The sequence below is a fragment of the Kitasatospora sp. NPDC093679 genome, assembly GCF_040683455.1.
GTDB lineage: Bacteria > Actinomycetota > Actinomycetes > Streptomycetales > Streptomycetaceae > Kitasatospora > Kitasatospora arboriphila.
In genome coordinates, this window is record NZ_JBFBDW010000063.1 from 28,478 (window position 1) to 47,698 (window position 19,221).

Annotated in this window: 18 protein-coding genes; 16 read left to right on the forward strand and 2 right to left on the reverse strand. The window is 72.5% G+C overall.

What is annotated here, in order from left to right:
* Positions 1 to 82: 82 nt before the first annotated feature.
* The 9 genes from ftsW to AB0O09_RS33695 all read left to right on the forward strand — a co-directional run bounded on the left by ftsW (position 83) and on the right by AB0O09_RS33695 (position 8,940).
* Positions 83 to 1,387, forward strand: coding sequence for a putative lipid II flippase FtsW (gene ftsW, locus AB0O09_RS33655; protein ID WP_363548529.1), 1,305 nt, complete (start codon positions 83 to 85; stop codon positions 1,385 to 1,387).
* 6 nt (positions 1,388 to 1,393) lie between these two features.
* On the forward strand, positions 1,394 to 2,500 hold the full coding sequence (gene murG, locus AB0O09_RS33660; protein WP_344627425.1) for an undecaprenyldiphospho-muramoylpentapeptide beta-N-acetylglucosaminyltransferase: 1,107 nt from the start codon (positions 1,394 to 1,396) through the stop codon (positions 2,498 to 2,500).
* Positions 2,501 to 2,510: 10 nt separating this feature from the next.
* Entirely contained in the window at positions 2,511 to 3,263 is a 753-nt protein-coding gene (locus AB0O09_RS33665) for an FtsQ-type POTRA domain-containing protein (protein ID WP_363548508.1), read from the forward strand.
* A gap of 365 nt (positions 3,264 to 3,628) precedes the next feature.
* On the forward strand, positions 3,629 to 4,843 hold the full coding sequence (ftsZ, locus tag AB0O09_RS33670; protein WP_363548509.1) for a cell division protein FtsZ: 1,215 nt from the start codon (positions 3,629 to 3,631) through the stop codon (positions 4,841 to 4,843).
* Positions 4,844 to 4,854: 11 nt separating this feature from the next.
* Positions 4,855 to 5,589 carry a peptidoglycan editing factor PgeF gene (pgeF, locus tag AB0O09_RS33675; RefSeq protein ID WP_363548510.1) on the forward strand — a complete coding sequence of 245 codons (735 nt, stop codon included), beginning with the start codon at positions 4,855 to 4,857 and terminating at the stop codon, positions 5,587 to 5,589.
* Positions 5,586 to 6,374 (forward strand): YggS family pyridoxal phosphate-dependent enzyme, encoded by a 789-nt coding sequence (locus AB0O09_RS33680; RefSeq protein ID WP_344627429.1) that lies wholly within the window; start codon positions 5,586 to 5,588, stop codon positions 6,372 to 6,374. The genes pgeF and AB0O09_RS33680 overlap by 4 nt, the downstream gene beginning before the upstream one ends.
* A gap of 210 nt (positions 6,375 to 6,584) precedes the next feature.
* A complete protein-coding gene (gene sepF / locus AB0O09_RS33685) occupies positions 6,585 to 7,193 on the forward strand; it encodes a cell division protein SepF (protein ID WP_344627430.1) in 609 nt (202 codons plus the stop codon).
* A gap of 75 nt (positions 7,194 to 7,268) precedes the next feature.
* Complete coding sequence (locus AB0O09_RS33690; RefSeq protein ID WP_030262809.1) at positions 7,269 to 7,559, forward strand: YggT family protein; 291 nt, start codon at positions 7,269 to 7,271, stop codon at positions 7,557 to 7,559.
* A 49-nt stretch (positions 7,560 to 7,608) separates the two neighbouring features.
* Positions 7,609 to 8,940, forward strand: coding sequence for a DivIVA domain-containing protein (locus AB0O09_RS33695; protein WP_363548511.1), 1,332 nt, complete (start codon positions 7,609 to 7,611; stop codon positions 8,938 to 8,940).
* A 274-nt stretch (positions 8,941 to 9,214) separates the two neighbouring features.
* On the opposite strand, the gene ileS is transcribed toward AB0O09_RS33695, so the two are convergent.
* Positions 9,215 to 12,343 carry an isoleucine--tRNA ligase gene (gene ileS / locus AB0O09_RS33700; RefSeq protein ID WP_363548512.1) on the reverse strand — a complete coding sequence of 1,043 codons (3,129 nt, stop codon included), beginning with the start codon at positions 12,341 to 12,343 and terminating at the stop codon, positions 9,215 to 9,217.
* Positions 12,344 to 12,971: 628 nt separating this feature from the next.
* Here ileS and AB0O09_RS33705 point away from each other — a divergent pair.
* The 6 genes from AB0O09_RS33705 (at position 12,972) to AB0O09_RS33730 (ending at position 17,058) form a co-directional block, all read left to right on the forward strand.
* Positions 12,972 to 13,478 (forward strand): TraR/DksA family transcriptional regulator, encoded by a 507-nt coding sequence (locus AB0O09_RS33705; protein ID WP_363548514.1) that lies wholly within the window; start codon positions 12,972 to 12,974, stop codon positions 13,476 to 13,478.
* Positions 13,479 to 13,681: 203 nt separating this feature from the next.
* Positions 13,682 to 14,293: a signal peptidase II gene (lspA, locus tag AB0O09_RS33710; RefSeq protein ID WP_363548515.1), complete on the forward strand. Its 612-nt coding sequence runs from the start codon at positions 13,682 to 13,684 to the stop codon at positions 14,291 to 14,293.
* 111 nt (positions 14,294 to 14,404) lie between these two features.
* Positions 14,405 to 15,343, forward strand: a complete 939-nt coding sequence (locus AB0O09_RS33715; RefSeq protein WP_363548516.1) for an RluA family pseudouridine synthase — start codon at positions 14,405 to 14,407, stop codon at positions 15,341 to 15,343.
* A 1-nt stretch (position 15,344) separates the two neighbouring features.
* Positions 15,345 to 15,824, forward strand: coding sequence for a GNAT family N-acetyltransferase (locus tag AB0O09_RS33720; RefSeq protein WP_363548518.1), 480 nt, complete (start codon positions 15,345 to 15,347; stop codon positions 15,822 to 15,824).
* A gap of 43 nt (positions 15,825 to 15,867) precedes the next feature.
* The gene (locus AB0O09_RS33725; protein ID WP_363548520.1) at positions 15,868 to 16,374 is read left to right on the forward strand and encodes a hypothetical protein; all 507 of its coding nucleotides are present in this window, start codon (positions 15,868 to 15,870) and stop codon (positions 16,372 to 16,374) included.
* Between the two features lie 72 nt (positions 16,375 to 16,446).
* Entirely contained in the window at positions 16,447 to 17,058 is a 612-nt protein-coding gene (locus tag AB0O09_RS33730; RefSeq protein ID WP_363548521.1) for an endonuclease, read from the forward strand.
* Between the two features lie 27 nt (positions 17,059 to 17,085).
* Here AB0O09_RS33730 and AB0O09_RS33735 read toward each other — a convergent pair whose 3' ends face one another.
* Positions 17,086 to 18,393 (reverse strand): SUKH-4 family immunity protein, encoded by a 1,308-nt coding sequence (locus AB0O09_RS33735; protein WP_363548523.1) that lies wholly within the window; start codon positions 18,391 to 18,393, stop codon positions 17,086 to 17,088.
* A gap of 166 nt (positions 18,394 to 18,559) precedes the next feature.
* Here AB0O09_RS33735 and AB0O09_RS33740 point away from each other — a divergent pair, with 166 nt between their 5' ends.
* Positions 18,560 to 18,913: a hypothetical protein gene (locus tag AB0O09_RS33740; RefSeq protein ID WP_363548525.1), complete on the forward strand. Its 354-nt coding sequence runs from the start codon at positions 18,560 to 18,562 to the stop codon at positions 18,911 to 18,913.
* The last annotated feature ends 308 nt before the right edge of the window (positions 18,914 to 19,221 follow it).

Genomic DNA, 19,221 nt, shown 5'->3' on the forward strand with positions numbered 1-19,221 from the left:
GAGACAGGGGGAGCAGGTGTCCGGTGAGGGCAAGGCGGGAACGGCCGCCCCACCGGAGCGCGGCTCCGCCCGCCTCCAGCTGATCTCGGCGACCACCACCACCTTCAAGGCCGCCACCCCCGTCACCCGGCTCCGCGCCCTGCGCGCCCGGGTGCGCTGGATGCTGGAACGTCCGCTCACCCCGTACTACCTGATCCTCGGCTCCACCATGCTGCTGGTGGTGCTCGGCCTGGTCATGGTGTTCTCCTCGTCCCAGATCCTGGTCATGGAGCACCACCTGCCGATCACGTTCTTCTTCCGCAAGCAGCTGGTCGCCACCATGCTCGGCACCGTCATGCTGGTGCTGCTCGCCCGCACCCCGGTCAAGGCGCTGAGACTGCTCGCCTACCCGCTGCTGCTGGCCGTGATCGCCGGCATGCTCCTGGTGGCGATCCCCGGCGTCGGCGTGATGGTCAACGGCAACCGGAACTGGCTGAGCTTCGGCTTCTTCCAGGTCCAGCCCTCCGAGTTCGCCAAACTCGCCCTGGTCCTCTGGGGTGCGGACCTGCTCGCCCGCAAGCACCGCACCCACACCCTCGACCAGTGGAAGCACCTGCTCGTCCCGCTGGTGCCCGGCACCGTGCTGCTGATGATGCTGATCATGCTGGGCGGCGACATGGGCACCACCATGGTGCTGGTGGCGATGCTCTTCGGCCTGCTCTGGATGGTCGGCGCCCCGCTGCGACTGTTCGCCGCGACCCTCGGCATCGCCGTCGTCGCCTGCACCGCGCTGATCATCACGGTGCCGCACCGGCTCGACCGGCTGGCCTGCATCGGCGTCACCAAGCCGGACCCGAACATCAACTGTTTCCAGGCCCTGCACGGCCTCTACGCCTTCGCCGCCGGCGGCCCGTTCGGCTCCGGCCTCGGCGCCGGCGTCGAGAAGTGGGGCCAGCTGCCGGAGGCCCACACCGACTTCATCTTCGCCGCCACCGGCGAGGAACTCGGTCTGGTGGGGACGCTGTCGGTGCTCGGTCTCTTCGCGGCACTAGGCTACGCGGGTATCCGTGTGGCCATCGGCACGAAGGACCCCTTCGTCAGGTACGCCGCGGGAGCCGCCACCACGTGGATCATGGCGCAGGCCATGGTCAACCTGGGGTCGGCACTGGGACTCCTGCCCATCGCGGGCGTCCCGCTCCCGCTGTTCTCCTACGGCGGGTCCGCCATGCTGTCGGCCCTGTGCGCCGTCGGCGTGCTGGTCAGCTTCGCGCGCAGCACCCCGGGGGCGAAGGCGGCCCTGGCCGCCCGGAACCCCACCCGGGCCGGGACGTTCCTGGCCAGGGTGGTGCCACGACGACGAACCACAGCGCGCAAGCCGGCCGCACGTCCGGCGCGCAGGGAGCGGTGAATTTCGGTGCATGTCGTACTCGCCGGCGGCGGGACCGCCGGTCACATCGAGCCGGCCTTGGCGCTCGCGGACGCGCTCCGCAGGCACGACCCGTCCGTCGGGATCACCGCCCTCGGCACCGAGCGAGGCCTGGAGACCCGGCTGGTGCCCGAACGCGGCTACGAGCTGGCGCTGATCCCCGCCGTGCCGCTGCCCCGCAAGCCCACCCCGGAGCTGATCACCGTCCCGGGCCGGCTGCGGGGCACCGTGCGCGCCGCCCAGGACGTCATCGAGCGGGTCAACGCGGACGTGGTGGTCGGCTTCGGCGGCTACGTCGCGATGCCCGCCTACTTCGCCGCCAAGCGGGCCGGCGTGCCGATCGTCGTCCACGAGGCCAACGCCCGCCCGGGCCTGGCCAACAAGATCGGTGCGCGCTACACCGACTTCGTCGCGGTCTCCACCCCGGACTCCAAGCTCCGCGACTCCCGGTACATCGGCATCCCGCTCCGCCGCACCATCGCGACGCTGGACCGCAACGCCGTCCGCCCGGAGGCCCGGCACTACTTCGGCCTCGACCAACGGCTGCCCACCCTGCTGGTCTCCGGCGGCTCGCAGGGCGCCCGCCGGCTGAACGAGACCGTCCAGGCGATCGCCCCGCGCCTGCAGCAGTACGGGGTGCAGATCCTGCACGCGGTCGGCCCGAAGAACGAGCTGCCGGTGGTCGACGACATCCCCGGCATGCCGCCGTACCGGCCGGTGCCGTACGTGGACCGGATGGACCTGGCGTACGCCGCGGCCGACATGATGCTCTGCCGGGCCGGCGCGATGACCGTCGCGGAGCTGGCGGCGGTCGGCCTGCCGGCCGCCTTCGTCCCGCTGCCGATCGGCAACGGCGAGCAGCGGCTGAACGCCCAGCCGATGGTCAAGGCCGGCGGCGGCCTGCTGGTCGACGACGCCGAACTCACCCCGGAGTGGGTGCTGCAGAACGTGCTGCCGGTGCTCACCGACCCGGCGCGGCTGTGGGACATGAGCCGCTCGGCCGCCGAGTTCGGCCGCCGGGACGCGGACGAGCTGCTGGTCCGCATGGTCTACGAGGCGATCGAGGCGTCCAGGGGCGGCCGCCGCCGTGGCTGACCCCGCCGCCGTGGCTGACCCCGCCGACCCGGCGCCCGCGCCGGCCACCAGGCTGCGGCTCTCCCGGCGGGGGATCGCGGTGCTGTGCGTGCTCGGCGCGCTGGTGGCCGGCCTGCTCGGCTGGACGGTGTTCCTCTCCTCGGCCCTGGACGTGCGCGCCGTCGCCGTCCAGGGCCTGGACAGCGGGAAGCTCGGCCGGGACGAGGTGGCGTCGGCGCTCGGCGGGCTGCGGCAGGGGCCGCTCGCCCGGGTCGACCTCGACGAGGCCCGCAAGCGGGTGGAGGCGCTGCCCCGGGTGGCGAAGGCCGAGGTGTGGCGCGGCTGGCCGCACACCCTGCGGGTCAAGGTGACGGAGCGTCGGGCGGTGGCCTCCGTCCGCACCGACGACGGGAAGTTCGCGCAGGTGGACGCGGGGGGCTTCACCTTCGCCACCGAGGCGGCCGCCCCGGCCGGGGTGCCGGTGGTGGACCTGCAGCTCGGTCAGCAGGCGAACGACGCGCTGGACCTCTTCGACCGGCCGGCCCTGGTGCGGGCGGCGATCACCGTCGCGGCCGGGCTGCCCGCCGAACTGGCCGGGAAGGCCGGGGCGGTGCAGGTGCACAGCTACGACGACATCCGGCTGCAGCTGGCGGGCGGGGCGACGGTGCGCTGGGGGAGCCCGGAGCGGACGGAGCGCAAGGCCAGGGTGCTGGCCGCGCTGCTCGGTCGGAAAGCCGCCAATTACGACGTGAGTGCCCCGGATGCCCCGGCCGTGTCTGGATGATCCGGTAAGTTCTTCCTCAAGGGGCGGTATTGACGGCGCCGAGGCTCCGGTCCGACCCTTGGTGGTCACCCCGGTTTCGCCGGGGAGTCGATGATCACATAGGCTCAAAAGAAAAACGGGAAGCTCGGCGTTGTTCGTTGAACACCGACCGGATGCGACCTACTGTCCTGTGTCACCGGGCTGTGTCCAACGGTGAAGTGACACAGCCGCAGTTACAACCCTAAACCTCAAGTTTAGGGTTCGGGTCGGCGGTCGGCATTTCGGACATACCAGCACCGAAAGCGCGCGCTTCCCACCCATCGACATCCGTCGGCCTTCGCGACAAGGGGAGCCGACCCGGAAATTCGAGGCGAGAGGCCTTCGACGTGGCAGCACCCCAGAACTACCTCGCAGTCATCAAGGTCGTCGGAATCGGCGGCGGTGGTGTCAACGCCATCAACCGGATGATCGAGGTCGGGCTCAAGGGCGTCGAGTTCATCGCGATCAACACCGATGCGCAGGCCCTCCTCATGAGCGACGCCGACGTGAAGCTCGACGTGGGCCGTGAACTCACCCGGGGCCTCGGCGCCGGCGCCAACCCCGAGGTCGGCCGGAAGGCCGCCGAGGACCACCGCGAGGAGATCGAGGAGGTCCTCAAGGGGGCCGACATGGTCTTCGTCACCGCCGGCGAGGGCGGCGGCACCGGCACCGGCGGCGCGCCCGTCGTGGCCAACATCGCCCGCTCGCTCGGCGCGCTCACCATCGGCGTGGTCACCCGCCCGTTCACCTTCGAGGGCCGCCGCCGCGCCAACCAGGCCGAGGACGGCATCGCCTCCCTGCGCGAGCAGGTCGACACCCTCATCGTCATCCCCAACGACCGCCTGCTGTCCATCTCGGACCGCCAGGTGAGCGTGCTGGACGCCTTCCGCTCCGCCGACCAGGTGCTGCTCTCCGGTGTCCAGGGCATCACCGACCTGATCACCACCCCCGGCCTGATCAACCTCGACTTCGCCGACGTCAAGTCGGTCATGTCGGACGCAGGCTCCGCCCTGATGGGCATCGGCTCCGCCCGCGGCGAGGACCGCGCCAAGGCGGCCGCCGTGATGGCGATCTCCTCGCCGCTGCTGGAGGCCTCCATCGACGGCGCCCGCGGCGTGCTGCTCTCCATCTCCGGCGGCTCCGACCTCGGCCTGTTCGAGATCAACGAGGCCGCCCAGCTGGTCAGCGAGGCCGCCCACCCCGAGGCCAACATCATCTTCGGCGCCGTCATCGACGACGCGCTCGGCGACGAGGTCCGGGTCACCGTCATCGCGGCCGGCTTCGACGGCGGCCAGCCGCCGGCGATCGTCCGCGAGCCGGTGGTCAAGGCGTCCTCGTCCTCCTCCACCGCGCCCGCGGCGGCCCCGGAGCGCCCGGCCACCCGGCCCTCCTACGGGATCGGCTCGGTGACCTCCCGTTCGGACGACTCCGACCGCCCCGCCGACGTGCCGGCCCGGATCACCCCGGCCGTCCCGCCGGTGCCGCCGCAGGTGCAGCCCGCCCGCCAGCCGTACGTGGAGAGCCCCGCCGAGGAGCTCGACGTGCCCGACTTCCTGAAGTAGACGTCTCGCACGTGATTCCTCACATCAGTCGACAGGGTGCTCACTTCGCCTCCACCACCCGGTGGGGCGGGGTGAGCACCTCGCCGTACGGGGAGCTGAACCTCGGCGGCGCGGTCGGGGACGACCCGGCCGCCGTCCGGCGCAACCGGGAGATCGCCGCCCGGCAGCTCGGCCTCGACCCGGCCGACGTGGTCTGGATGAACCAGGTGCACGGCGCGGACGTCTCCGTGGTGACGCAGCGCCAGCCCGACGGGCAGGCCCCCACCGTCGACGCGGTGGTCACCGACCGCCCGCTGGCCCTCGCCGTGCTCACCGCCGACTGCACGCCCGTGCTGCTGGCCGACCGGGCGGCCGGCGTCGTCGGCGCGGCCCACGCCGGCCGGCCGGGCCTGGCCGCGGGCGTCGTGCCCGCCGCCGTGCGGGCCATGACGGAGCTCGGCGCCGACCCGGCGCGGATCACCGCCGTGCTCGGCCCCGCCGTCTGCGGGCGCTGCTACGAGGTGCCCGCAGACCTGCGCGCCGAGGTCGCCCGGGTGGTGCCCGCCGCGTACGCCGAGACCTCCTGGGGCACGCCCGCGCTGGACGTCGCCGCCGGCGTCGCCGCCCAGCTCGCCGAGGCGGGCGTCACCGACGTGGTGCGCTCCGACGTCTGCACCCTCGAGTCCGACGACCACTACTCCTACCGCCGCGAGCAGCGGACGGGCCGGCTCGCGAGCTACGTCTGGTTGGGCCCCGAAGACTCATGACGAACGACATCTACGGACCGTTCCCGGGCGGCGCCGACTTCTCCGCGGCCCTCGACGCGCGGCAGCGCGAGCGGTACGAGCAGCTCGGCGCCAACCTCGACGTGGTCGAGAAGCGGATCGCGGACGCCTGCTCGGCCGCGGGCCGCGCCCGCGACGAGGTCACCCTGGTCGTGGTCACCAAGACCTACCCGGCCGAGGACACCGCGCTGCTCGCCGGACTCGGGGTCACCGACGTGGCCGAGAACCGCGACCAGGACGCCGCCCCCAAGGCCGAGCAGTGCGTGAACCTGCCGCTGACCTGGCACTTCGTCGGCCAGCTGCAGACCAACAAGGTCCGCTCGGTGGTCCGCTACGCCGACCTGGTGCACTCCGTGGACCGCCCGCGGCTGGTGGAGTCGCTCTCCGCCGGGGTGCTCAACTCCGGACGCGCGCCCCTCGGTTGCCTGGTGCAGGTGGCCCTCGACAAGGAGGCCGGGGAGGGCGCGCACCGCGCCGGGGTGGCGCCGTCCGAGGTGGAGGCGCTCGCCGACCTGATCGCCGCCGCACCGGGCCTCAGGCTCGACGGCCTGATGACGGTCGCTCCGCTGGCCGGCCCGCTGGCCGGCGATCCGGCCGCCGCCTTCGCCAGACTCGCGGAAATCTCAAGCGCCGTACGGGCGAGCCATCCGACTGCCACGATGGTGTCCGCAGGCATGAGCGGGGATCTGGAGCAGGCCGTGGCAGCCGGAGCGACACATGTACGCGTCGGTACGGCGGTACTCGGCGTGCGGTCACCGCTCGGGTAACGTCACCGGGTAGTAGATCAGACTGCAGGACAAAACAGGACAGAACCTAGCAGCAGTTCCAGCGCGCTAGCGAAAACTTCGTGGATCGCATCTCCGCAGAATCCTCACGGTCTGACGGGCCGTCGGTCCGGCGAGCCCGGACCTCTGCGGGGACCGCAGGCCGAGGCCGGAGCCGGAGTCGATCCACCACAGAGCGGAGGAGACAGGAGCATGGCCGGCGCAATGCGCAAGATGGCGGTCTACCTCGGCCTCGTGGAGGACGAGACGTACGACGGCCAGGGGTACGACCCCGACGACGACTACGACGCGGACCCCGAGCCGATCCGCACCGGCCGCACCGAGGACCTGCGCCCGGCCGCGGCCGAGCGCCCGGCGCCCGCGCCGGTCGCGCACATCGCGCCGCAGCCCGTCCCGGCCGCCGTCCCGATCCGGCAGGAGGCGCCGCGGATGGCGCCCGTGTCGTCCATCACACCCGACCGTCGCCAGAACCTGGAGAAGAGCTCCCCGGTGATCATGCCCAAGGTAGTGAACGAACGAGAGCCCTACCGCATCACCACGCTGCACCCGAGGACCTACAACGAGGCCCGTACCATCGGGGAACAGTTCCGCGACGGCACACCCGTGATCATGAATTTGACCGAGATGGACGACACGGACGCCAAGCGGCTCGTAGACTTCGCGGCTGGACTCGTCTTCGGTCTGCACGGCAGTATCGAGCGCGTGACACAGAAGGTGTTCCTCCTGTCTCCTGCTAACGTCGATGTCACGGCGGAGGACAAGGCTCGGATCGCCGAGGGTGGGTTCTTCAACCAGAGCTGACCCGGCCACGACTTTACGTGTGGACCGATCGACAGTGCGTCACCGACGGGCTGATGACCAGGAGAGGGAGACGAGATGGGGATCGTCGGGGCGGTGCTTTACTACGCGCTGACAGTCTTCCTGCTCATCCTGCTCTTCCGCCTCGTGATGGACTGGGTCTTCCAGTTCGCGCGCTCGTGGCGGCCGGGAAGGGCCATGGTCCTGGTCCTGGAGGCCACGTACACTGTCACGGATCCGCCGCTCAAGCTTCTTCGGCGCTTCATCCCGCCGTTGCGTCTCGGGGGCGTGGCGCTCGACCTGTCCTTCTTCGTACTGATGATCATTGTGTATGTCCTGATCTCGCTCGTGCGGTCCCTGTCGTTGTGAGCGATGCGACAGGATTCCGGAGTGCCGACGATCACGTTGAGGTGAAGAGATGCCATTGACCCCCGAGGACGTTCGGAACAAGCAGTTCACGACCGTCCGGCTGCGCGAAGGCTATGACGAGGACGAGGTCGATGCCTTCCTCGACGAGGTCGAAGCCGAGCTGACCCGCCTGCTGCGCGAGAACGAGGACCTGCGCGCCAAGCTGGCCGCCGCCACGCGTGCCGCCGCGCAGAACCAGGCCAACATGCGCAAGGAGCCGCCGCAGGACGCCCGTCCCGCCGGCGCCCCCGTGCCCGCCGCCATATCCGGTCCCCCGGTGCCCGGCCAGCAGCAGGGCCCCGGTCCGCAGATGGGCGGCCCGCAGCAGCAGATGGGCAACCAGCCCCTCGGCCTGCCCTCCGGCGCCCCCGCCCTCCCGCCCGGCCCCGGCGCCGGTCAGATGGGCCAGCCGCAGCCGATGGGTCAGCCCCAGCAGATGGGTCAGCCCCAGCCGATGCAGACCATGGGCGGCCAGCAGCAGCTGGTCCAGCCGATGGGCGGTCAGATGCTGCAGCCGATGGGCGGCCCGATGGGTCAGCCGATGGGCCAGACCATGGGCGGCCAGCAGCAGCTCGCGCCGATGGGCGGCCCGATGGGTCAGCCCATGGGCCAGCCGATGGGCGGCCCGCTCGGCGGCCCGATGGGCCAGCCGCAGCAGCAGCCCGGCGGCGACAGCGCCGCCCGCGTGCTCGCCCTCGCCCAGCAGACCGCCGACCAGGCGATCTCCGAGGCGCGTTCCGAGGCCAACAAGATCGTCGGCGAGGCCCGCAGCCGCGCCGAGGGCCTGGAGCGGGACGCCCGCGCCAAGGCCGACGCCCTGGAGCGGGACGCCCAGGAGAAGCACCGCGTCGCCATGGGCTCGCTGGAGTCCGCCCGCGCCACGCTGGAGCGCAAGGTCGAGGACCTGCGCGCCTTCGAGCGCGAGTACCGGACCCGCCTGAAGTCCTACCTGGAGACCCAGCTGCGCCAGCTGGAGTCGCAGGCGGACGACTCGCTGGCCCCGCCGCGGATCCCCGCCACCGCCTCGCTGCCCCCGGCGGCGTCGTCGATGTCGCCGGCCACCTCCTCGGTGGGCACCGGTTCCAGCTTCGGCGGCCAGCCCTCCTTCGGCGGCAACCAGCCGTCGTTCGGCGGCAACGGCCAGTCCTTCGGCGGGAACTCCTTCGGCGGCGGCAACAGCCCGAGCTTCGGCGGTCAGCCGGGCGGCAGCGGTGCCGCGCAGATGGCTCCCGCCGGGATGACGCAGCCGATGGCCGCGGTCCGCCCGCAGCCGCCGCAGCCGATGCAGCAGGCGCCGGCCCCGATGCGGGGCTTCCTCATCGACGAGGACGGCGACAACTAAGCACCACCCACATCGAGGGCGCCCCCACTGTGATCAACATCACGGCGGGGGCGCCCTCGTGTGCGCTGCCGGCCACGAAGAGGGGGCGTGGGGACCGCGCAGTCGGGGACGGGCTTCTTCACGGGTGCGGGCAGGAACAGAACAGGGCGCGGGGAACTGCGCGATTCGGAAGGATGACCGCATCCGAATCGCGCAGTTCTCCCCCAGCCTTCGGCCGGGAGGTGCCCCCACGCGCCCCTGCTGGTTCGCCGTCCCTAGAGGTCGACCTCTACGTTCAGGCCTTGCGGAGCTGGAAGGCGAGGCCGAGGGAGTCGTCGGTGAAGCTCTCGGACTCCCAGTCGGCGGCGCCCGCCGCGAAGTCCACGGCGAGGACCTCCTCGGCGACGAGGGGGCCGTGTTCGGCGATGGCCTCGGCGGTCTCCTCGGCGGTGGCGCGCCAGCGGAGGACGATCCGGTCGGCGACGTCCAGGCCGGAGTTCTTCCGGGCCTCCTGGATCTGGCGGATGGCGTCGCGGGCGATGCCGAGCCGCTTCAACTCCGGGGTGATCGCGAGGTCCAGGGCGACGGTCGCACCGGACTCGTTGGCGACGGCCCAGCCCTCCCGCGGGGTCTCGGTGATGATCACCTCGTCCGGCGAGAGCTCGATCCGCTCGCCGTTCAGCTCGACCCCGGTGGTGCCGGAGGCGCGCAGTTCGGCGGCGAGGGCGGCGGCGTCGGCGGCCGCGACGGCCTTGGCGACGTCCTGGACGCCCTTGCCGAACCGCTTGCCGAGGGCACGGAAGTTGGCCTTGGCGGTGGTGTCGACGAGCGAGGCGCCGACGCCGGCCAGCGACTCCAGGGTGGTGACGTTGAGCTCCTCGGCGATCTGCGCCCGCAGGTCGGCGGGGAGTCCGTCCCAGCCCTGCGCGGCGATCAGCGCGCGGGAGAGCGGCTGACGGGTCTTCACCCCGGACTCGGCGCGGGTGGCCCGGCCGAGTTCGACGAGGCGCCGCACCAGCGCCATGTTCCGCGAGAGGTCGGCGTCGACGAGGGTCTCGTCGGCGGTCGGCCAGCTCGCGAGGTGGACGGAGGCGGGGGCACCCGGGACGACCGGGACGACCAGGTCCTGCCAGACCCGCTCGGTGATGAACGGGGTGAGCGGGGCCATCAGCCGGGTGACGGTCTCCAGGGCCTCGTGCAGGGTCGCGAGCGCGGCGGCGTCGCCCTGCCAGAAGCGGCGGCGGCCGCGGCGGACGTACCAGTTGGAGAGGTCGTCGACGAAGCCGGAGAGCAGCTTGCCGGCCCCCTGGGTGTCGTAGGCCTCCAGGGCCAGGTCGACCTCGCGGACGAGGGTGTTGAGCTCGGAGAGCACCCACTTGTCGAGCTGCGGGCGGTCCGCGGGCGCCGGGTCGGCGGCGGAGGGCGCCCAGTCGGCGGTGCGCGCGTACAGGGCCTGGAAGGCGACGGTGTTCCAGTAGGTCAGCAGGGTCTTGCGGACGACCTCCTGGATGGTGCCGTGGCCGACGCGGCGCGCGGACCAGGGCGAGCCGCCCGCGGCCATGAACCACCGGACGGCGTCGGCGCCGTGCTGGTCCATCAGCGGGATCGGCTGGAGGATGTTGCCCAGGTGCTTGGACATCTTCCGGCCGTCCTCGGCGAGGATGTGGCCGAGGCAGACCACGTTCTCGTAGGAGGACTTGTCGAAGACCAGGGTGCCGACGGCCATCAGCGTGTAGAACCAGCCGCGGGTCTGGTCGATCGCCTCGGAGATGAACTGCGCCGGGTAGCGCTTCTCGAACAGCTCCTTGTTGCGGTACGGGTAGCCGTACTGAGCGAACGGCATGGAGCCGGAGTCGTACCAGGCATCGATGACCTCGGGGACGCGCACGGCGGTGCCGGAGCACTGCGGGCAGCCGAAGGTCACCTCGTCGATGAACGGCCGGTGCGGGTCGAGGCCGCCCTGGTCGGTGCCGGTGAGCTCGGAGAGCTCGGCGAGCGAGCCGACGCAGGTGAGGTGGCCCTCGTCGCAGCGCCAGATCGGCAGCGGGGTGCCCCAGTAACGGTTGCGGGAGAGCGCCCAGTCGATGTTGTTGTTCAGCCAGTCGCCGAAGCGGCCGTGCTTGACGTTCTCGGGGAACCAGTTGGTGTTCTCGTTCTCCCGGAGCAGGGCGTCCTTGACCGCGGTGGTGCGGATGTACCAGGACGGCTGCGCGTAGTAGAGCAGCGCGGTGTGGCAGCGCCAGCAGTGCGGGTAGCTGTGCTCGTACGGCAGGTGGCGGAAGAGCAGGCCGCGGGCCTGCAGGTCGGCGACGAGGGTCTCGTCGGCCTTCTTGAAGAAGACGCCGCCGACCAGCGGGACGTCCGCGGCGAAGGTGCCGTCGGCCTCGACCGGGTTGACCACGGGCAGGCCGTAGCGGCGGCAGACCGCGAGGTCGTCGGCGCCGAACGCGGGGGACTGGTGGACGATGCCGGTGCCGTCCTCGGTGGTGACGTAGTCGGCGGTCACCACGAAGTGCGCGTTCTCGATCTCGACCAGCTGGAACGGCCGGTCGTACGTCCAGCGCTCCATCTCGGCGCCGGTGAAGCTCTGCCCGGTGGTCTCCCAGCCCTCGCCGAGGGCCTTGGCGACCAGCGGCTCGGCGACGACGAGCTTCTCGGTGCCGTCGGTGGCCACCACGTAGGTGACCTCGGGGTGCACGGCGGCGGCGGTGTTGGAGACCAGCGTCCAGGGGGTGGTCGTCCAGACCAGCAGCGCGGCCTCGCCGGCCAGCGGGCCGGAGGTCAGCGGGAAGCGGACGTAGACCGAGGGGTCGACGACGGTCTCGTAGCCCTGGGCCAGCTCGTGGTCGGACAGACCGGTGCCGCAGCGCGGGCACCAGGGGGCGACCCGGTGGTCCTGGACCAGCAGGCCCTTGGCGAAGATCTGCTTGAGGGACCACCAGACCGACTCGATGTAGGAGGGGTCCATCGTCCGGTAGGCCTCGTCGAGGTCCACCCAGTAGCCCATGCGCTCGGTGAGCTTGACGAACTCGTCGGTGTGCCGGGTGACCGACTCGCGGCACTTGGCGTTGAACTCGGCGATGCCGTACGCCTCGATGTCCTGCTTGCCGGAGAAGCCGAGCTCCTTCTCGACGGCGAGCTCGACCGGCAGGCCGTGGCAGTCCCAGCCGGCCTTGCGGGCGACGTGGTAGCCCTTCATCGTCCGGTAGCGCGGGAAGACGTCCTTGAAGACGCGGGCCTCGATGTGGTGGGCGCCGGGCATGCCGTTGGCGGTCGGCGGGCCCTCGTAGAACACCCACTCCGGGCGGCCCTCGGACTGCTCCAGGCTGCGCTGGAAGATCTTGTTGTCCTGCCAGAACGACAGGATGCCGTGCTCGACCGCAGGCAGGTCGACCTGCGCGGGGACGGGGTTGTAGGTGCTCATCGCTGGCGTCTACCTCCGACGGATGCGTGGACTGGCTCCGACGGAGGGACGAGACGGCAGGCCGTCCCGCGGTACCACCCTCCTTGGCCGCGGCCACAACGGCCCGCGACCCTCTTGTTTGGGTCTGCTGCCGGTTCTACTGGGCCGTCCGAGCGGGTCGGACGGCCGTTCTTCCGGCGGCTCCGGGGTGATCTTCGCGCCGTGCACACCCCCGGGCTCGCACCGTCCCCGGGTCGCTGGTGGCTGCGTACAGCGGTACTCGTCCCATCTGCGCCTTGCCAGGCCAGTGTATCGGCCGTGGCAAACCGGTTGCGGCACCCGCACCGCCCGGCGCGGGCCGCCGTCGGCCGGTGGCGATTAGCCGGTGGCGATCTGGGCACAACAGGGTCAGCACTCGGGCACCGGTGGCGGCAGAGGCTGCCCGAGTGGGATCGGATCTGACGCCGGTATGTCACGTTGTGACCGGATTCGATGGGGTTTATCTTTCCGGCACCAGAAACCGCCGGGAACCGGCGGTTCGCATCATTCGTAAATGAGGTCGAAAGCCATGGCTGAGAGAGCAACTGGCACGCGTACCGCCACCAAGCGGACGCGGGAGGCTGTGGCAGGCGACCCAGGGGAGGGGACCGTGAGCACTGCACGGCGGAAGACCAGCACCACCACCGGCCGGGCGGCGGCCAGCCGCACCCACGTCCCGGCGGGCTCCGGCGCCCGGGGCGGCGGAGCCGAGTCGGTGGACCCGGCCGAGCTGCCCGTACGCCCGGGTGAGGACGCCTGGACGTCGGCCGAGGTGGCCGAGCTGCACGCCGAGCTCAACACCGACCTGGAGCGCCTGCGCGCCGAGATCGAGGCCTCCGAGGCCGCGATCACCGGCCTGATGCGCGACTCCAACGACGGCGCCGGCGACGACCAGGTCGACGCCGGGACCAAGAACATCAACCGCGAGAGCGAGCTCGCCCTCGCCAACAACGCCCGCGACAGCCTCGCCCAGACCGAGCGGGCGCTCGCCCGCCTGGAGGGCGTCGGCTTCGGCATCTGCGAGTCCTGCGGCCAGCCGATCGGCAAGGCCCGGCTCCAGGCGTTCCCGCGGGCGACGCTCTGCGTCAGCTGCAAGGCCAAGCAGGAGCGCAGGTAGGGCCCGTCCGGGGTGGCGGGGAACGGGCGGTCCGGCCGCCGAGTGCCGTACGCTCGTCCCCGTAACCCCGGCCCAGGTCGGCCCGCCTCGGGCCGGTCCTCTTGTACACGGCAGCGGAGCGGATCATCAGCACTCCAGGTTCCCCCCAGACGCAGGACGAAGCCGTCCCCACCGCACGCGTGCCGCACGAGCCGGAGACCGCCGTGGACGAGTCCGCCTCCGAGCCCGGCACCGCCACGGCCGGGGCCACCGCGGCGGGCGGCGCCCGCAGCGTCCGTCACCGCCGGGTCGGCGTGCTGCTGGCCGTGGCCCTGCTCGCCTTCCTGATCGACCTCGGCAGCAAGCTGCTGGTCGTCGCCCGGCTGGAGGGCCACCGGCCGATCGAGGTCATCGGCGACGTCATGACCTTCCAGGTGATCCGCAACCCCGGCGCCGCCTTCGGCATGGGCCAGGCGATGACGGTGGTGTTCACCGCCATCGCCGCCGCCGTGATCGTGGTGATCTGGCGGATCGCCCGCCGTCTGCACAGCCTGCCCTGGGCGATCGCGCTCGGCCTGCTGCTCGGCGGCGCCCTCGGCAACCTCACCGACCGGCTGTTCCGCTCGCCCGGTGTGTTCCGCGGCCACGTGGTGGACTTCATCTCCGTCCAGCACTTCGCCGTCTTCAACCTCGCCGACTCGGCGATCGTCTGCGGCGGCATCCTCGTGGTGCTGCTGTCCTTCCGCGGCTCCAACCCGGACGGCACCACCCACCAGAGCGCCAAGCAGACCGCCGCACAGGACGGCGGAGAGAGCACCGGCGACCGCGCGGAGTGACCGCGGCCGCGTGACGGCCGGGCGACGACCGTCCCGCAGGCCCCGCGCCGGCGGGGCGGACCGCGTCCGCGGCGGTCGGGCCGCCCCCCGCGGTCCGGCATACTCGTACGAGTGAGTATCGCAGCGCAGACCCGCAGCCTTCCCGTACCCGACGGCCTGGAGGGCGAGCGCCTCGACGCCGCCCTGGCCCGGATGTTCGGATTCTCCCGGACCAAGGCCGCCGAGCTGGCGGCCGACGGCAAGGTGACGCTCGACGGCTCCCCCGCCGCCAAGTCCGACCGGGTCACCGCCGGCGCCTGGCTGGAGGTCGAGATCCCGGCCCCCGCCGCCCCCGTGCAGATCGTCGCCGAGCCCGTCGAGGGCATGCGCATCGTCCACGACGACGACGACATCGTCCTCGTCGACAAGCCGGTCGGCGTCGCCGCCCACCCCAGCCCCGGCTGGACCGGCCCCACCGTCATCGGCGGCCTCGCCGCGGCCGGCTACCGGATCTCCACCTCCGGCGCCGCCGAGCGCCAGGGCATCGTGCACCGCCTCGACGTCGGCACCTCCGGCCTCATGGTCGTCGCCAAGTCCGAGCGCGCCTACACCGACCTCAAGCGGCAGTTCCACGACCGGATCACCGAGAAGCGGTACAACGCGCTCGTCCAGGGCCACCCCGACCCGCTGACCGGCACCGTCGACGCCCCGATCGGCCGCCACCCCAGCAGCGACTGGAAGTGGGCCGTCACCCGCGACGGCAAGCCCTCGGTCACCCACTACGACCTCATCGAGGCCTACCGCGCCGCCTCCCTGCTCGACATCAAGCTGGAGACCGGCCGCACCCACCAGATCCGGGTGCACATGTCCGCGCTGCGCCACCCCTGCGTCGGCGACCTGACCTACGGCGCCGACCCGACCCTCGCCAAGCGCCTCGGCATCACCCGGCAGTGGCTGCACGCCGTCCAGCTCGGCTTCGAGCACCCCTCCGACGGCCAGTGGGTGGAGTTCCGCAGCGAGTACCCCGCCGACCTGCAGAACGCCCTCGACATCATCGCCGCGGAGAGCTGACATGGCCGACGAGACCCACCGGCCCGCCGTCGAGATCCGGATCGCGACGAGCGAGGCCGACCTCGCCCAGGTGCGGCACGTCCGCCGCGAGGTCTTCGTCGAGGAGCAGAACGTCCCCGAGGAGCTCGAGTACGACGAGCTCGACGCCACCTCGGTGCACCTGCTCGCCGTCACCGCCGACGGCACCGGTCTCGGCACCGGCCGCCTGATCCACGGCGCCGACGCCCTGAAGCTCACCGGCGTCGAGGGCCGCGTCCTGCTCGGCCGCCTCGCCGTGCGCAAGGCCGCCCGCGGCACCGGCCTCGGCGCCGACCTCGTCCGCGCCATCGAGGAGGCCGGGCGCGAGCGCGGCGCCCGCGAACTCGAACTGCACGCCCAGACCCAGGCGCTCGGCTTCTACGAGCGGCTCGGCTACACCGCCGAGGGCCCGGTCTACGAGGACGCCGGAATCCCGCACCGGACGATGGTCCGGGTGCTCTGACCGCCGCTTCCGCCGCGGCCCGCCGACCGCTACGCTCCCGCCCGTGAACGATCTCCGGGTGGGAGCGTCGCTGGCCGTCGGCGGACTCGTGCTCGCCGCGCTCGTCGTCGGCGGCGGGTACTGGGCGCTCGACGGCGGACTGTACGGCTGCACCTTCGCCGACCGCCGCCTGCAGCAACCGGTGACCGCCGAGGTGCGGGCACTCGGAGCGCCGCAGGGCGCGCGCTCCGACGGGGAGCCGTACGCCGGCTGCGACGACGACGACCGCTTCGCCTACTACGGGCAGGGCTACGACGAGCCCGCCCGGCGGGCGGACGTCGTGGCCCACTACCGGGCCGCCGCCGCCCACAACGGCTGGCAGCCCGCCCCGCCCGACCCGGACGAACCGGCCTGGCGCACCGACCCCGGCGGCGAGCGGATCGGCCTCTGCTTCACCAAACAGGTCGACGGCACCACCGCCCACCTCGCGGTGGGCTGGGCCTACGCCGGTGGACAGGGCTACACCGTCGAGGTCCGTGCCAGCCGTACCGGCGGCGCCTGGTGCGCCTGACCGCTGCCCGACCGTCGCGCCTCGGCCTGCGAGCCGTGGTTCGAACCGGCGGAGCGGGGTAGGCGCGCCCGGGTGAGCGAGGCTTCGCAGACGGCGGCCCGCCTCCTGCACGAGCACGGACAGACCTACGCGGAGGCAGCCGGGATCACCCTGCGGAACAAGCCCGCACCGCTCTACCGACTGCTGGTGCTGACGCTGCTCTGCTCCACCAGGATCAAGGCGGACATCGCCACCGCAGCAGCCCGCGAACTCTTCCGGGCCGGGCTGCGCACCCCGCAGGCGATGGCCGGCTCCGGCTGGCAGGACCGGGTCGACGCCCTCGGACGCGCCCACTACGTCCGCTACGACGAGAGCACCGCCACCGCCCTCGGCCGCGGCGCCGACCTGCTCCTCGAACGCTGGCGCGGCGACCTGCGCCGACTGCGCGCCGAGGCGGACGGCGACCGGGCCGCGGTGCACCGGCTGCTCCAGGAGTTCCCCCGGATCGGGCCGGTCGGCGCGGACATCTTCTGCCGCGAGGCCCAGGGCGTCTGGCCGGAGCTCCGCCCGTCCTTCGACCGTCGGGCGCGGGACGCCGCCGCCTCGCTCGGCCTGCCGAGCGACGGCGACTCCCTGGGTGCCTTGGTGCCGGGACCCGAACTGCCCGCGCTGGCCGCCGCCCTGGTACGGGTCGACCTCTCCTGAGAGAGCCCCCGAACGCGTGGGGCCGGGTCAGAACAGGCCGTGCCACATCTGCTCGACGACCACGTTCCACCAGGTCGAGTCCTTGTGGAAGGCCTGCGGGTCGATCCCGGCGAGCTCCGTCTGGAGCGCGGCGACCGCGGCACCGGCCGCCAGCGGGTCGAGCCCGCGCATCGCGGCACGCGCCGTCACCAGGGCGTCCAGGCCCCGCAGGAAGGCGGAGAGCGAGGCGCTGACGTACCGTCCGCTGCCGGTGCGCGGGTTGACGGCCCACACCGAGCCGAGGTCCTGCTCGGCCCCCGCGCACTGCACGGCGACGACGCACAGCCCGTCGGAGCCGATCCTCGTCCAGCCCGCGAGGACGTCCAGCAGCGAATCCTCCAGCTCGGTGCCCGCGGCCGTCAGGTGGGCGCGCAGGTCGGCCAGGAGACCGCCGGCCGGCGGGGCGTCCGGGCGGTCCGCGGCGAAGAACAGGGGGACGTCGGCGGGCAGCCCCGCCCAGGTCAGCGTGGAACGGGTCGGCTCGGGCAGCGCACTCGCCGCGATGTCGTCGGCGTCGTACCGCACGACCTCGCCGAACACCTCGGCCAGCCGGCGGCCGAGCGCCACGTCACGGACCGCCGCGGCCGGCTCGACCTCGCCGGGCTGCGGCGCCGGCACCCGGCGCGGCCGCGGGGGCAGCGGCTGCCCCGCGAGGCGGGCGATCCGCTCCGCGTGCTGCGTGAGCGCGGCGGCACCCTCGGCCCGTTCGTCGGCGAAGATGCCGTAGGTGTGCGAGCAGGAGACCTCGGCGTTGGGGAAGGCGCGCTCCAGCAGGGCGGCGGTGTAGCCGCCGGGCAGGGTGGCCGGGCGCAGGTCGGTGTGGACGGCGACCACGTTCCCGGCCGGGACGCCGAGTCGGTCGAGCTCCGCGGCGAGCTGGTACTCCGCGGGCGGCAGACCCGGCCCCGCGTTGCGGTAGAGCATGACCTCCTGACCGTCGGCCGGGTTCACGTAGGTGGCGACGGCGGTGTTGCCCGGGCCGGTGGCGGGCGGGTCGTTCCGGTGCGCCCGCTCGGCGTGCTTGGCCTCGTACGCGCGGATCACCTCGTCCACCGGGATCGAGGGCCACACGGTGAGCTCACCGCTCTCCCGGTCCACCACACCGCAGGCGTCGCCGAGGTCGGCCGGCGGGCGCCGCTCCCCGGTGACGGGGTCGCGCTCCAGCGGGGCCGGCGCGGCCCAGACCACCCAGCCGAGACCGAACTCGCGGTGGCGGACGGCACGGCGCTGCTCGGCCGGCGCTTCACCGTTCAGCCAGCGGTCGGCTGCGGCGAGGGCCTGCTCCTGGGTGATCACGACGATTCCTCCGTGGTGGCGGACTGCGGCCGACATTACCGTCAGGCACCGTCGACTCCGAACGGTTGCATATGATCGCACGACGAAAGCGACTGCGGCCGACCGGTCTTGGCCCGCCGCGGTCCGGGGCGAAGTCCAGGTTTTGGACGACGGGGAGGTGGCCGCCATGGCCGACGAGCACGAGATCGGTGACGACGAACTGCTGGACGTGGCGGACAATCCGACCCAGGCCGCGTCGCTGCACAAGGCACTGCGCACCCTCGCCAACAACTCCAACGTCGGCCCCGAGCTGCAGGAGATGGCGAAGGGCGTGCTCAGCGGCCGGATCGGCATGAGGGACGTCATCGAGTCCGACCGCTACATGCACGCGATCACCGGCCGGCTCGGCGAGATCCACGACGCCGCCGAGCACCTGTCGCCGGAGGACCGGCGCAGGTCGGAGGAGCGCGCGGAGAAGATGGTCCGCGAGCAGGAGGAGGCCGAGAGCAACTCCGCCAAGCGCGACGACCGGCGGAAGTGACGGGCCGTCCGGTCCGTGTGCAGGGTTGTCGCGATGTTCGTGGGGGGCCGGTGAAGGGTCGGCTCCGGCGGCGTCGGGTGGGGATCTTCCCGGCGTCGGGGGGCGACGGGCTGTCGGTGCGATGAATAGGATCATCTGACTGTTCGTCGCTCGTGCTGTGCTTCGTTCTCGTTCACCCGTCCCGGCCCCGGAGCCGGACGGGCCGGTCAGTTGGGGGGAACTGACTCGTGTCGCTGATGCTGCCGGACGGCCTTGAGTGGGTCCTGGAGATGCTCGGCTTCGACTGGCCGAAGGCGGACGAGGACAAG

Bases quoted from the DNA above. Each gene is read 5' to 3' on its own strand.
- AB0O09_RS33720 (WP_363548518.1), top strand. From the start codon at position 15,345: ATGGCCGACGAGACCCACCGGCCCGCCGTCGAGATCCGGATCGCGACG.
- AB0O09_RS33690 (WP_030262809.1), top strand. From the start codon at position 7,269: ATGGGGATCGTCGGGGCGGTGCTTTACTACGCGCTGACAGTCTTCCTG.
- ileS (WP_363548512.1), bottom strand. From the start codon at position 12,343: ATGAGCACCTACAACCCCGTCCCCGCGCAGGTCGACCTGCCTGCGGTC.
- sepF (WP_344627430.1), top strand. From the start codon at position 6,585: ATGGCCGGCGCAATGCGCAAGATGGCGGTCTACCTCGGCCTCGTGGAG.
- AB0O09_RS33740 (WP_363548525.1), top strand. From the start codon at position 18,560: ATGGCCGACGAGCACGAGATCGGTGACGACGAACTGCTGGACGTGGCG.
- AB0O09_RS33680 (WP_344627429.1), top strand. From the start codon at position 5,586: ATGACGAACGACATCTACGGACCGTTCCCGGGCGGCGCCGACTTCTCC.
- AB0O09_RS33695 (WP_363548511.1), top strand. From the start codon at position 7,609: ATGCCATTGACCCCCGAGGACGTTCGGAACAAGCAGTTCACGACCGTC.